Here is a 15085-nt window from a genome sequence, read left to right as displayed (position 1 = left end):
TTGTTACTTCTTAATTAATCTTTGAGTTTGAATTTCGTCATTGGCATTGAGTTGTATCTGTAGCAGATAAACACCAGAAGGTAAAAACTCTATATCTATAGTATTACCTGTAACTTCCTTTTCTGTTACTAATTGTCCTGTGGTATCAATGATCTTAACTGTTGCTCCATCCATGTTTCCTAGCAAATGAACTTTGTCTGATGCTGGGTTAGGGAAAAACTTAACCTTTTTACTTTCTTCGAGTTGCATGCCTGTTTTTGTGCTACTTACTAGGTTGACCGGAGATATTTTGATCCAATTGAGATTCCAGCCTCCATTAGGTGTAGAAATACCAAAGTTTTGTTGGCCACCTGGTATGTAAACTTGTTGAGAAATAGTAACCCAATTTTGCCATCCACCAGTATTAGGAACTTCTACAGAACCAAGCTGAGTAGTGCCTGCATTTAAATCAGCTGCTATAGTGCCACCTGTTTCACTTGCTACCCTATATTCTATAATGTAATTACCACTTGAAGGGAAAGTTAGGTTTTCGTATGACATCCAATCGCCAGCATCAGTATATCCAACATTAAGTCCTCCTTCACTACATGTTTCTGTTTGAATTCCATCCATATATGTATAATTTTCTGCCTCTAAGAATATAGCTTCATTGGCCGAAAACTTTATCCAATTGAGGTTCCATCCTCCCGAAATAGCATTAATACCAAAGCTGTAAGTGCCAGCATTCACGGTTACGGTTTGTGTGATAGTTGTCCAGTTTTGCCAACCACCTGTAGCAGGAACATCAATAGTTCCTAAACTGATACTGCCTGAGTTAAGTTCTGCTGAAATAACACCACCAGCATTTTCTGAAGCCACTCTGTATTGGATGGTGTAGCTACCTGAATATGGGAATTTAATGTTGTTATAAGACATCCAGTCACCATTTTCGATGTAACCTACGTCTTGCCCGCCTTCAGAGCATGTCTCTATTTGTACACCCGACATATTATCGTAATCTTCCGCCTCCATATGAAGTGATGAAGCATCGTGCACTTCGTCATCGTCACCACCTCCATCATCATCATCGTCATATTTAGGCCAACCTTTAATTATGCCTTTTACAAAAGAGCCGGAAGCAGTTAAATCAGAAGCAGACCAATTTCCATACTTGCTTGCACCCTGATTTAGGATAGAAGCGCCTTCTGCTTTATCATTTACAGACCAGTTTAAATGGCTAATGTGGTTGTTTCTTAAGAAATCCATCCATAGGTTAGTTTCGTTAGTATCAACTGCACCATCGCCACTAGCCTCAACAGTTCCCCATTCGGTTACAAATAAAGCAATACCATTATTTAAAGCCGTTTGAGCTTTATCTCTTAGGTATTGCTTGTGTGTACCCGCATAAAAGTGTAGGGTGTACGCTATATTTGAATAACCTGTTATAGGGTTTTGAGAAGCAATATCTACATCTTGAGACCAATTTGGAGTACCAACAATAATAAGATTGTCAGGGTCAATGGCTCTGATAGCTCCTATCACGGCCTCAGCGTAAGGCTTTATACCACTCCATGAAATGTTAACAGGCTCATTGTAAATCTCGTAGATCACGTTAGGAGTGTTGCCATATTTGGTAGCCATTTCTTGAAAGAAACTAATAGCTTGTGACTGGTAGTCTTGTGCTTGATGAGAATGAAAATCAATAATTACATACATACCTTTGTCAATAGCTGCATCTACCACGTTGAATACACGAGCTTTGTTGCCTTCAGGGTCGTAAAGATAACCGCCATCGTCATTTACGCCCATTGCAGCTCTTACAATAGTACTTTCCCAGTCGCTTTTCAACCAGTCTACGCATTGTGCGTTGTAAAAACCATCGGCTCCCCATCCTGTGTTGCTCCAGAAAAAGCTATTGCCAGCGAAACTTACCGGCTCACCGTTTCTTACGATTCTGTTGCCATTTACTGATAGGGGCGATTGGGCAAATATAGAATTTGCCAAGCATACGTTAAGAATACAAATGGCCGCGAGAGATAGCCTCTTTTGCCATTTTTTTAAAGTGGGTAATGTGTTAATCATATTTGAATTAGGTTGTGCACCTCTTTTAGGAGATGCGGGTTATTAATTGGTTTTTAATAATTTTATATATTTAATTTTTTCGGTAGTATATACTTTTACAAAGAGTATTCCAGGGCTTAACTGTGAGGTTTCTAGCTCTATTTTGGATGTTATTTCTTCTCCTTCTATTGTATAAAGTACTTCATCGAATGGTGTAATTAATTCTAGTTTTTCAATACATTCCATGTTAGTGATGTCTAACGTTATTCCATTAGTAAAAGGGTTTGGATAGACATTTACTGTTGGTCTTTTGCCATCTGGCGGAGTATGTCCTCTTCTTAAAGTTTGGAAGCAAGTTGGGGGGACATTGTTAATAGAAAAATATAGGCTGTAGCTATTATCTTTCCTTACAAAAATGAGGTCATTGTCAGCAGTAGTTACCCAATAATCTCCATCTATAATGCCCGATCCATCGATTACCAAGCTAGGAGAACCTTGATTAAGACTATATGTGCTGTGTATTTTCAAATCTAGCCACCAGTTGGGTGCGCCATTATTAGTTTGAATAGACATTTGGTGCAGGCCATTGTTGGCTAAATCCCAGTTGAATATAAACTCAGTTACATGGCTTAAATCCGGAGCTCCAGTGCCTGAAGTGAAGATGTGATTATAAGTGTGCTGAATAGAGTTTAACGGTGAGGTTTGTGGCACGTTGATATTACATTCATCATCATCATTGGTTACGGTTATTACAATGGCTGCTGTACTACTTTCATTGTCGTCAGATACCTGTAGTGAAATTTCGAATGCACCTGTATTATTGAAAGTATGCTCAAAAGAAGGAGCAGTGGCAACTGGTTCTTGGTTTATGAACCAGAGGTAATTAAGATCATCTCCATCAGTGTCAGTAGACATAGAACCATCAAAGTAAACGGTTAGCGGTGCCGTACCACTAGTTTTTTCAGTACTAATTTGCGCTACCGGAGCATGGTTGTTGTTGTCATTTGGTGCGAAGTTAGCTTCAATAGTGGCATTGGCATTAATATTTGTGAACGTGTAAGTAGAAATTGGGCCTTGAGGCACACCGTTAACTACCACGTTATTTATTGCATAACCGAGTGCAGGGGTGATGTTGAAGGTTTTACTGCCATTGGCCTCTACTGGCACTGTGCCGCTCGGGGTTATTGAGCCTCCACTGTTAGCTGTAGCAGTGATAGTATAATATTCAGTATTACAAACATCCCCATTAGGAATTTCGTTAGCTAGGTAAGGCATTAATTTGTTTACTTTCCATTGGTTGATGCTTGTCCAATCATCTTGAAGTATACCTCCGGTGTCGCCAGAGTTAGGGTTCCAGCACCAAAAGGTCCATGAATAACCTTTCTCTCCCATAAACTGGAGGTAGGTATCAAACCATACCTCATCTTTACCTCCCTGCTGCTTAATGCCAAATTCGCCAGCAAATAGAGGTGCAATGTTGTTGGTTATGATATAATTAAACTGTTTTTCCCATATGTTTGGCATATTAGTAGGGAAAGCAGAATCCTCGAACCAAGGTTGAGCAAAAACAGTAGGGCCATATTCGTGTGGTGAATATACTAATTTGCTAGGGTTGGTAAGTTGAACAGGATATTGGGCTACACCTTGTAAATTGCCTCCCCACCAGTAAGTGTCGTTTGCATAATTTTCGACCCCTTCTACCATAATTAAAACATCAGGGTTAACCTCTAAAATCGCATTTCCACATTGCTCAGCTGCCCATCTCCAATCGTTAGCAGGGTTTCCTGTTCCCCAACGAGATGCACCATGAGGTTCGTTGTTTATATCCATAGCTACCACAGCATCTAAACCTTTATACCTTTCGGCCATAAATACCCAGTCTGCCACCCATTTTTCATGCGAGACCGAAGCTGTGTACCATAGCTCTTCACTAATATAACCGTCAGGGTTTCGGGAGTGATTGTCTAATATAATTTTAAGGTTAAGTTCTTGGCAATACTCCACTATTTTGTCTAACAATGCAATGGGAGAAACATAAGTTGCCTCTATAGCATTTAAAGGGCTTATTCCGGTATATGGATCGGCCACGGGTGCATTACTAATACCACTCATGGTGGCGTCAGGTTGTAAAATGGCATTGCTCCAAGGTATTCTTACACAGTTAAAGCCCAAGTCTTTTATTTGTAATAGCATGCTTTTACAATCTCTACTCCAGAGGCCATGAGGTGCTTTGTTAGCCGTTTCGAAGCCAAACCAGTTTACGCCAGTTAGTCTTACTTCATTGTTGTTTGCATCTAATAATTTGCTGCCCGAGGCGTGTAGATAATTACCATTGCACCCTTGAGATATTCCTTTTGTGCAAAAGGAAAAAAGGAGAGCCAATACAAGTGATAAGTGTTTTGCTGATAGCAGGGCACTATTACTTAATGTTAAATTACAGTAGTTTTTTTTCATGAAAATTTATGATTAATAGGTTTTGGTTTTTCACTCATTTATGAGCAATAAAATGGTTAGGTTTATTCTGGTTTAGAGCGCTTGTTATTATATGGTAAAGGTAGAAATGAAAGATCAAATGGACTTTGAATAAAGTCCCAAAAACCTTTGTTATAATCCCAATATGGATCTGTATCATGTTTTTTTGAAGGAAATTATCAGAAGCATAAAGTAAGTTCATGCTAGGCTAAGCCAATTCTTGTGTGGCTCTATTTAGCTTAAATACTTACATCTTATAATAAATAATAAGATTTATGTTAACTTGTATAACTAATAAAATTACTATATTTAGTTATACACGATGAGCTGAGTTGGATAAGTTATAAACGATGTGAAGACCTTAAATCAGAGCCGGTTATTTAGCCCTTAAGATATATGATATTACAGGAAGGTACACAATTGCGCAAAGGATTAAAGAAATACTCTTGTTACATAATCGTTTTTCTTTTAATCTTAGGTCTACTTGTAATAACAGGATGGCAGTTTGATATTGAAAGTATTAAGCGGCCTATTTCAGGGCTGGTTGCCATGAACCCTTTAACTGCAGTATGTTTCATTATTACCGCCTTAGCATATACTGCGCATATAAATAAACGTGAAAATATTCAGAGAGTAAGTTATTTTTTGGTAGCCATATTACTATCTGCATGTCTGTTTCACTTCTTAATGTCTTTCGGTGTACATACCCAGCGTATAGATCTAATCTTGTACAAAAGTGCCATCGCTAGAGATGAACAATTTAGTTTGTCTAGCAATATGGCTCCAAATACTTCTCTTTCCTTTATTTTATCAGGCTTAATTATTGCCCTTCTGGGAAATAAGAATCAAAATTCAATAATTGCAGTGCAGATCATGGCACTAGTCATTTTTTTTCTTGCCTATTTCTCATTGTTAGGCTATACTTTTAGAGTTCATGAGTTTTATGGGTTGCTTCATTATTTGCCCATGGCCATTCATACTGCATTCGGTTTCTTTTTATTTGCTCTGTCTGTTCTCTTTTATACTAATGATTCGGGGTGGGTAAAGGAAATTACCAGTCCATATTCAGGCGGTTATATCAGTAGGTATTTTATACCTGCCATACTCATTGTTACCACGCTTTGTGGGTATATAGTGGTTTGGTTTTATTGGAAGGTAGATTGGAGTGTTGAGCTCGGTTATGCTCTGCTTTGTACCACGCTTATCATTGTATTTATATTTATCCTTTGGTACAATGTTTTTCAGCTAAATAAAATTGATATGTATAGGCACCAAGCGCAGAAAGAAATTGGTTTAGCTTATACACTACTAACCTCTACTATAAATAGCTATGATGATGTAATGATTTTTTCGATAGATAGGTCGTACAAGCTTATTAATTTCAACGATGCTTTTGTTGCAGGTATGGAATTGGCCTATGGCACACAAGTGAAAATGGGGGCGAGTATATGGGATATTGTAAAAGGTGATGATAACCGAAATATAGTTCGGTTGAGCATAGAAAGGGCATTTTTAGGAGATAACCACCGGATAGAAGAAATATTGGGGCAAAATCAGAGAGATTGGTTTGAGGCCAGATACACGCCTATAGTAAAGGATGATAGTATTTTGGGTATTACGGTATTATCCACCAATATAAGTGAAAGAAAGAAAGCAGAGGATCAGATAAAATCCTTAAATAAAGAATTAGAATCTTTTACCTACACCGTAGCACACGATCTGCGTGCTCCATTAAGAATTATTAATGGTTATATTTCTATTATAGAAGAAGATTGTGAGGAGATGCTGGCTGATGATTGTAGTAATCACTTCAAAGTAATAGCTGATAATGCTCAGAAGATGGGAAAACTTATTGATGATTTGCTCAACTTCTCTAAACTAGGGCGTACCGAACTAAATAGGAGTGCAGTGAACATGAATCCTTTATTAGATGAAATTATTAAAGAGCAATTGGAGTTAGTAAGTAATAAGGAGCGCATAACATTCAACCTTAAAAATATAGAGGACTTATATTGTGATCGAAGAATGATGAGGCAAGTTTGGTATAATCTCATTAGTAATGCATTAAAATATTCTGAAAATAAAGAGCAATGTATTATAGAAATCAACTCAGAAAAAAGTAGAGATGAGGTGATTTACTACATTAAAGATAATGGTGCTGGTTTTGATATGCGATATGCTGATAGGTTGTTTGGTGTATTTCAAAGGCTGCATAAACCTACTGAATTTGAAGGTACAGGTGTAGGGCTGGCCATAGTTAGTAGGGTTGTCAGTAGGCATGGAGGCAAGGTTTGGGCTGAGGCTGAGGTTGGTAAAGGAGCTACATTTTACATGAAATTACCGTACTTAAAAAAACTTATATAACACAATGAAGGCACAAGAAGTGGAAATACTTCTTATTGAGGATAACCCCTATGAGGCGGAATTGGCAATAAGAAACTTGAAAAAGCACAAACTGGCTAATAAGTTGGTGCACTTAGATGATGGTGAAGATGCACTCGATTTTATTTTTGCTAAAGGTAAGTTTGAAAGATCTACAGATGAGGTGTTTAATCCAAAAGTGATTCTTTTGGACCTTAAATTGCCAAAAATGAATGGTCAGTATATTTTAAAACAAATAAGAGAGCATAACCAGACTAAAAATATTCCTGTGGTAATTTTAACATCATCTAATGAAGAGCCAGACATTAAAGAGTGTTATGAGTTAGGAGCTAATAGCTACATTGTGAAACCTGTTAATTTTCAGGATTTTTCAAAAGTAATAGCTGACTTGGGCATGTATTGGATGCTACTCAACAAACCAGCAATAAAACATTAACGAAAAAAGTAGGCGGTAATCCCTGAAGAATGTCTTACCTTAACAATAAGAACAGGCGATACAAAGTATCGACAATTTACCATTCAATGGATAGTGCTACTAACTAAGGTACTATTAAAAAGGAAGAGCAGGGGTGACCTGCTCTTCTTTATTTTATATCTGCATATTTTGCTACATCTTCTTCTGTAACGGTGTCTCCCGACATGATCACTAAACGCTCTACTACGTTGCGGAGTTCTCTTATATTACCGGTCCAGCTGTGTGTTTGTAGTAAGCTGATGGCTTTAGGGCTAATATCCTTCACCTTAGAACCATACTCTTTGGCAATATCGCTTAAAAACTTATCTACAAGTAGGGGAATATCGTCAGCTCTATCTCTTAAAGCAGGAACTTTAATTAAAATTACGCTTAGTCTGTGATATAAATCTTCTCTAAACTCATTTTTATCAATAGCGGCTTTAAGGTCTTTGTTGGTGGCTGCTACTACCCTTACGTTAACTTTAATTTCTTTATCACCGCCTACTCTTGTGATTTTGTTTTCCTGTAGGGCACGCAATACTTTGGCCTGAGCAGAAAGACTCATATCTCCAATTTCGTCAAGAAATAAAGTGCCTCCATTGGCCTGCTCAAATTTGCCTATGCGCTGCTTAACAGCAGAAGTAAAAGCCCCTTTTTCATGGCCAAATAATTCACTTTCTATCAATTCACTAGGAATGGCGGCACAGTTTACTTCTACTAAAGGCCCTTTAGATCGTCCACTTTTTTCGTGCAGCCACTTAGCTACCAATTCTTTACCCGTACCATTTTCACCAGTAACTAAAACGCGAGCTTCGGTAGGAGCTACCTTTTCTATGGTTTCTTTTACCTGCATAATAGGCTCTGATTCACCCACTATGTCAAAGGTTTTAGAAATGCGTTTTTTTAATACCTTAGTCTCTTTCACTAAAGTTGATTTGTCTAAAGCATTTCTTAATGTAACCAGCAGCCTATTCAAATCTGGCGGCTTTTGTATAAAGTCGTAGGCACCTTTTTTGGTAGCTTCTACGGCTGTTTCTATAGTGCCGTGCGCACTTATCATTACAAACTGAGTCTCTATGCCCAATGCTTGAACTCTTTCGAGTACTTCAAGTCCATCCATTTTAGGCATTTTTACATCACAAAGCGCAGCATCGTATTTATCTTTAGTGAGTTTCTTTAATCCGTCTTCTCCATCCTTGGCCTCATCCACTTCATAGTTTTCATACTCCAAAATTTCTTTTAGTGTATTCCTGATGCTTTGCTCATCATCGATGATCAATATTTTAGGCATATCCGTGTGGTTAAAAAATAATGATGGTATTGATTTGTAATGTAACTAAACATAAATAATGCCATCATTAAAATAGTAAAAAAATACAAGCCTATAAGCCGGGTTCTGTCATCACGTAAAGTGAGCCTTATCATTTATCTAGCCCAAGCATTACTGCAGGGGTCCATCGATCTACCCATCACACCAATTTTTACAAATAGCCAAGCGAGCAGCCTGGCAGCACAAGGCTAGTGTGACTTATTTGACCTTTCAACTCGTAAGGTTTACCATGCCCCCTTGGTCACCCTCGGGGCGGTGAGCTCTTACCTCGCCTTTTCACCTTTTCCAGCAAGCTGGTAGTCTGTTTTCTGTGGCACTGGCTGTATTCGTTATGCACGAACCCTTCCTGTTAGGAAGTACGATGCTCTATGTTGCCCGGACTTTCCTCTTCTGCACCTTTACGGCACGAAGCGATAAGGTAGCTTGTATTTGTTGCAAAGCTACTTAAAACTTTTGTTTAAAGAATATTAGTAGAATTTGTTTGTTAATTTATTAATGAACGTCTTCTCCCGTTAGCTTAAATTCGTACTCATCGGCCACGGTAGCTACTTCTTGTATTATTTCTTTTAAAATCTCTTCGGTAGCACTATCTACAAAACTAGAGGCTACTACATTGATATACTCTTCTGAAATTACAAACTTGGCATGGTTGAGGGTGCTATTTTCTTCTAAAAGTAGCTTTAGATTTAGGGTTTCTGAAAATTGACATACCTTAGATATAAATTCTATAACCAGCCTGTCATAGCGAGGGTTGTATTTTAGTCTACCAAGTACAGTTTGAAATCTTTCGTCTTCAAGTGGCACTATAATAATAGATGTTTTGCTGTCATACTCAGAGTATTCCCCTCCAATTGATACAGCATAATTCTGCATAAAAGCGTTTAAGTCCATGGCACATCCGTTTAGTTCTACTTTTAATTTATGAAAAAATTATCTTTTTAATAGAAAAAATCAAATTTTAATTCGTCAGATAATTCTATGCCTGGTAATGGGATGTGTATCATGTTAACGATGTAAATCAGAGAGTTGATAACAGCGGATTTTGATTTGTATTCGTTAAAGTCCAGGTCTAGAGCCAGATAAAACTGTCTGTGTGGATCAAATCCAGCTTCTATATTTGCGCTTTTTCCCGAGTAAATCATCCCCTCGGCACCATAGCCTACGGCTAGGTTGAGCCATTTAGGAAAAGATTCACTTTTAGTGAATTTGGAAATATCTATTGATAACCAATACGTTTGGGCATTGTAATCTTTTAACAGTTCTTCAGCAAGGTTGCTGCCTAATACGTTAGGTCTCAAAGCAGGATAGTTACTTCTTTTAAAGGAAAATTTAGGGTGAATTCTGATTTCGTGCCAAAGGGCCTGCTGGCCTACGAATAATAGCGCTCCCGAAGTGTTGGCTATAACATCGCCATAAGATGCTCCGTATTCGGCAGAGAAGCCATCGAATATTTCAATGGTAGACATGGCTATAGCGCTACTAGCAGCGCCCCAAATTATGGCCTTCTGATCTTTTAATCCTGCCCATTTTAAGGCTTTGTAGCTAGCATTAGAAATATGAAAAGCAGAATAGAAATGCCCCACTTTGTCGACCTGAAGCCATTCTTTATTATCATTAAAAAAATGAAAACCTTCTCTTTCAAAGTCGGCATACCATAATTGATTTAAGCCTACCAAAGCTAGGGCATAAGAACCACCGGCTGTATAAATTAACGGTTTGAGCCTTTTTGATTTTAAAGAATCGGCTTCTTGGGAGTAGCTACTATAGCCCACACACCAAAATAAAAGAAGGGATAATAACTTTTTACTCCACCTCATCTTCATCTTCTTTTATGGCATCAGTGTTAGTTTTGGTATTTTCGGCACCTGATGGCTCTGGTTCTTCTTTAGGTTCAGTGCTTTGCTTTTTCTTCTTCTTTTTATCTTCCCGCTTTTTAAACAAATCTTTTACTTCATCAAAGCTTTGGGTGTGTATTACGCTAAACCCTGTGGTAATGGTGTTTCTATTTTCATCAGTAGGGTTGATGGGGTTGTAGTTGGTTCTATTATACATTTTAGCTTTAAGCTTCCCATCAGGAGTTAAATAGTACTCTAATGTCCAGTCACCTACTACGCTACTGATATCATCGCTGTTGTCTTGGTTTACAAAAGCTCCATCTCGTGTAATTCTTAAGCGGCCATCTAAAAAAGTGTAAGATAACCTTAGCTGGAAGGTGTTGTAAGCCTCTTGGTCCATCTCATCGAAATCAACATCAAAGTCAACTTCCAGATTTTCGTCTACTTGTGTTATCCAATAACTCAGCTGGTTAGACAGTAGCTCACTAACACTTCGGGTAATAGAACCTCCCGTGTTAAAAGATTGCAAGGGGCTAAAGCGCCTAAGCACAATAAGGCTAAACACTTGTCTTTTTAGTTCTTGCTCGTCAATGCTATTCTTAAACTTTAAGAATTCGAAATCCAGATCTACGTCAGGTCTTTCTGCAACTTTGATGTTTCGGGGTAGGTTGCTAGCCAGAATGTCAAAGTTAACCGCAGGTGTAAGTAGTGGTCCTTCAATATCTAAATATACCTTTACAGGGTATTTTCTTTTAAGTTCTACCACTTCAGAATATACTTGATCAGCTTCTTGCTGTACCAGAAGCGGCAAGAAAGATGCTAATTGGTTATAAGTAGCTTTGATGTCCAGTATTCCCTGGTAAGGGTCTCCATACCAGCTGATTTTACTGTTAGGAAGTAGTTCAAACTCTTTGTTAATTATACTATAAAGGGTGAAATTATAGCCACCTTCTTGTATGTTATAGTCACCAAACATGTTGAAGTCTCCTTTAGTGTCTATTTGCAGTTTTATATCTCCATTACCGCGGCCTCTAATAATGTCACCAGCTTTGATGTCAAATATTATTTCGCAGTAGGCATCAGGGGTTATGTTCAGGTCAAAGTCTAAATTAAGGCCTTTAAGATCTACCTTGTCCACATCTGTTATTTCTTCTATTTGGGTAGTGTCTTTAAAGTTGACAAAGTTAATGTACTCTTCCTTTTCAATGTTGTCAGAATCATTGATAGGAATGTAAATCTTAGTGTCTTTTTCTGTGGTGGCATTGGCAATAATGTTCATATTATCTACCGGACCTACAAAATCCACAGTACCTGTAGCTATACCTGTGCCGTAGAAGAGCTCATTATCATACATGTTAGTGTTGAGTACCATAAAATTCTGAATATCACCATGTATGTCAATATAGAAATCTTTAAAGGCATGGTGAGTGATAACCCCATATAGGCTGCCACTTTCGCTGCGGCTATCTTGGATGATAATGTCTTTAAAGCCAATGGTGTTATTTTCAAAGTAAAATTTCCCTGAAAGCTTATAGTTGGTGTTGAGGTAGTTAACGTGTAGGCGCACGTACTCTAGCACGCCTTCACCCGTGACTTCGGGGTAAATAGGAGTACCTTTAATATGTAATGTTCCTGTGGCGGTGCCTTTAATATCAGAGAAATAGCTACCTATAAATGGCTCTAATATGCTAAGTTCGGTATTCGCGAGATCAGTCTGTAGATTTAAAGGGTCTTCTTCTAAGTCAGGAGAGTATGTGCCTGTGATATTCAGTATCTTCTCTTTTTTTCTTTTTATCGAAATGTTGGTTTCAAAAAGTTTTCTCTCATTGTTCCATGCATTTGATCCATTGATGTCTCCAATTAAAAAACTATCTATTTTAAAATGAGAAACCAGCATGTCGCTCTCTATTTGCATGTTTTTATAGTAATTTTTAAGGTTCATAAAACCATGCGCGGTGCCTGATAGGTTTTTAGATAGTATAGAGTTGAGGTTTTCTAAGGCCACACTATCAATATTCAGTACAAGTTCTTTTTTAGAATCTTCAGAAATTTGTCCGTTTAAAGAAATGCTTTGGCCTTCATTATAAATCCTGAGGTTATCTACCGTTACTTCATTGTTGTTAATTGAAATCAGGTTGTTTCGCTGTATTTTCCACTTTTTGTCGAGTATTTGTAGGTCAGATGACTGAAATTGAATGAGTGTATTGTTGGATAAGAAATCAATGGCACCAAAAAGTCTGGCATAATTAGCGTATTTTGTTTGATCAATATCAAACTCAAAATCAATGTGTTTTTTATCCCAAATACCTTCGAAAATGAGGTCTTTGGTTTCGATATTTGATATCAACTGCTTTTCTGAGTTGACATACACCATGGCAAGTACATTGGTGCTATCGGCTATTTTTGAAATATTGAGCTGTAACTCATTATTTATATAGTTATCGTAGCCATACTTTAGGGTATCTAGGTGGGTGTTAAATGAAATAATGGAAGTGTAGCCTCCTGTAAAATTACCACTGATAGAACTTTCGGGTGAAATGTAGAGGTCAGTGGCGAAAAGCTTAAGCAAAGGATTGATATCCTTGATTAATATTTTGTAATTCAAGGTATAGTTTTGATACTCTATATCTTGTTTGGCATTATAATATTTTTCTATTTCATCAGTATTGTTTTTTAAATTTAGTTTGTACTCATGAAGAAGCCTTTTAAAGTCTTTATATACTACTGAGTAATCAAATTCACCTTCAGCAAATGCATTGATGAGGTTGGTGGCTAAGCGCAGGTGTCTTACATTATTTTTCTTTTCTGAAATAATGGTTAGCGAGTCTATGAGTAGCGAGTCTCCTTTATATTTTAAGAGGGAGTTATTAAGGTTGGCAATACCAATAATGCTATCTAACTTCAGACCACGAGCATTTACTTCTATATCACTCTTAATAAATATGTCTTCATTAGAGAGGTGTAGTGGCAGCAAAAATAGTGTGTCGAGCTGAGCATCTACATTAAAAATATTGATGCCTTCTCTTAAATCTATAGATCCCGTAGTGCTCAGTTTGAGGTTAGGGTCATCAACAGATAAGTACCCTTCAAAAAACTCTTTAGCGAAATGGGCATCGGTTTCTATATTGGTATAGTTGTATTTATGGATCCCTATTTTCTTAATACTACCTTTTAAGTCGAAATCAGCGTCTTCTAGCGTAAATCCACGGCCATCTATTTCTCCTTTTAAGGTTACTTTTTGTAGCTCTTTATTGCCGCTATAACCACCCATATCAAAATTTTCCATCAGTAGTTTACCGCTGTAAGATGAGTTGTTGATGTCTTCTTCCAGCTTTAGGTTGATATCTGAGCTTATGCTTCCGTAATCAGTGTTAAAGTCACCGTTAGCCACAAAGTCATTAGGGAAGCCTAGAAATTCCGCATTAAAGCTTATGGTTTTAAAAGGACTGAGGCGGGCATATGTCTTGTTTTTGAGGTAATATTTCAGGTCAGTAACCTTTACATGAGAATTGTACAAGTCAAAGTTGATAAAGGTTTCTGATACATTGGGTAAACCGCTCATTCGGACTTTACCTCTAAGGGTGGTGCCTTGCCCAAAATTAACAGAAGCGTTTTTGAAAGTGAAAGAATTTACTTTGCCATCAAAGTCCCCATTGAAACGGTAATATTCGTTAATGTTTTTTAAAGCAGGGGCAAACTGAGCAAGGTCTTTACTGTAAAGTACGGTATTGTCCAAGTGGGCCTCTATATCTACTTTAGTATTGAATTCATTCATATCTAAAGTAGCATTGTAATGAAATATTACGGTGTCTCTGAGTTGGCTGCTTCCAATAGTGGCATCTAGCCCCAAAAATTCCATGGCGCTTTCTGATACCCTAAAAAAGCTTTTAAACTTTTTAGCATTTAGGCGTGAGGTGCTTTCATTAAATGTAAGGTTGTCTACCTGCAGGCCAAGGGTATCGGCTACGGTGTATAGGTCTGAGAAGTCACCATTTATTTCTTGTAATTTGAAGTGATAATAGTCAAATCCATCTTTAATAGAATCTTTTTCTTGGTCAACGTAAGAGAAAGTGGCATTTTCCAATGTTAGTTCATCGGAAGAAATAAAAGGTTTTTTGCCTCCAGAAGATTGTTTTTTAATCTGTGATTTTATTCTTCTGATGAGCTCATTAATATTTAATGTAGTTACGGTGTCATTTACAGTTATTTTAGTAAGCTGTATTTGAGCGTTTTTGAGATTAATGCCGTCAAGGTGATGGTCTTCCTTATTAAGCAGCGACCTTATTGAAAAATCAATATGAACTTCTGAAGCATTGATTAGTTCATTACTTTCAGGATCAATAACTTTGAGGTTATTTACTTCTATTTGGTCAAACCAGTCAATATCTATATGCTGAATAGAAATGTCATATCCTGTTGATTTGGAATAACGCTCAGAGATATAACTGACCAGTTTGGTTTGGATATAGGGGAGCTGTATTGTGCCAATAAGAATGACCAACAGAAGGAAAAGCGAGAGAATGAACCAAAGTATTGCTTTGACAATACGAATTTTAATAAATTGCGTCAAAT

The 15085-nt window shown here is 37.4% G+C and carries 8 protein-coding genes and 1 other RNA gene; 2 read left to right on the top strand and 7 right to left on the bottom strand.

The genetic code is table 11. The annotated features are described in order from the left end of the window. Positions 1-3: 3 nt before the first annotated feature. Complete coding sequence (locus ACXACQ_RS21645; RefSeq protein ID WP_474978091.1) at positions 4-2061, bottom strand: cellulase family glycosylhydrolase; 2058 nt, start codon at positions 2059-2061, stop codon at positions 4-6. Positions 2062-2103: 42 nt separating this feature from the next. After that, positions 2104-4494 carry a cellulase family glycosylhydrolase gene (locus ACXACQ_RS21640; protein WP_474978090.1) on the bottom strand — a complete coding sequence of 797 codons (2391 nt, stop codon included), beginning with the start codon at positions 4492-4494 and terminating at the stop codon, positions 2104-2106. Between the two features lie 414 nt (positions 4495-4908). Between ACXACQ_RS21640 and ACXACQ_RS21635 the strand changes: the two genes are divergently transcribed. Both ACXACQ_RS21635 and ACXACQ_RS21630 read left to right on the top strand, forming a co-directional pair. Continuing rightward, a complete protein-coding gene (locus tag ACXACQ_RS21635) occupies positions 4909-6876 on the top strand; it encodes a sensor histidine kinase (protein ID WP_474978089.1) in 1968 nt (655 codons plus the stop codon). A 4-nt stretch (positions 6877-6880) separates the two neighbouring features. Next, positions 6881-7330, top strand: a complete 450-nt coding sequence (locus tag ACXACQ_RS21630; protein ID WP_474978088.1) for a response regulator — start codon at positions 6881-6883, stop codon at positions 7328-7330. 148 nt (positions 7331-7478) lie between these two features. Here the strand turns inward: ACXACQ_RS21630 and ACXACQ_RS21625 are convergent, their stop codons facing one another. The 5 genes from ACXACQ_RS21625 to ACXACQ_RS21605 form a co-directional block, all read right to left on the bottom strand. Continuing rightward, positions 7479-8639 carry a sigma-54-dependent transcriptional regulator gene (locus ACXACQ_RS21625; protein ID WP_474978087.1) on the bottom strand — a complete coding sequence of 387 codons (1161 nt, stop codon included), beginning with the start codon at positions 8637-8639 and terminating at the stop codon, positions 7479-7481. Between the two features lie 78 nt (positions 8640-8717). Then, an RNA gene (rnpB, locus tag ACXACQ_RS21620) (RNase P RNA component class A) lies at positions 8718-9108 on the bottom strand. Between the two features lie 62 nt (positions 9109-9170). Beyond that, positions 9171-9569: a hypothetical protein gene (locus ACXACQ_RS21615; protein ID WP_474978085.1), complete on the bottom strand. Its 399-nt coding sequence runs from the start codon at positions 9567-9569 to the stop codon at positions 9171-9173. 47 nt (positions 9570-9616) lie between these two features. Next, on the bottom strand, positions 9617-10495 hold the full coding sequence (locus ACXACQ_RS21610; RefSeq protein WP_474978084.1) for a DUF2279 domain-containing protein: 879 nt from the start codon (positions 10493-10495) through the stop codon (positions 9617-9619). After that, a complete protein-coding gene (locus tag ACXACQ_RS21605; RefSeq protein WP_474978083.1) occupies positions 10482-15083 on the bottom strand; it encodes a translocation/assembly module TamB domain-containing protein in 4602 nt (1533 codons plus the stop codon). Before ACXACQ_RS21605 ends, ACXACQ_RS21610 begins: the two co-directional genes overlap by 14 nt. Positions 15084-15085 lie beyond the last annotated feature (2 nt).

The organism is Fulvivirga sp. AWR4_260 (genome assembly GCF_056158185.1).
Note: the sequence above shows the minus strand (reverse complement) of the source record. Positions and strands in the feature narration are given on the sequence as shown.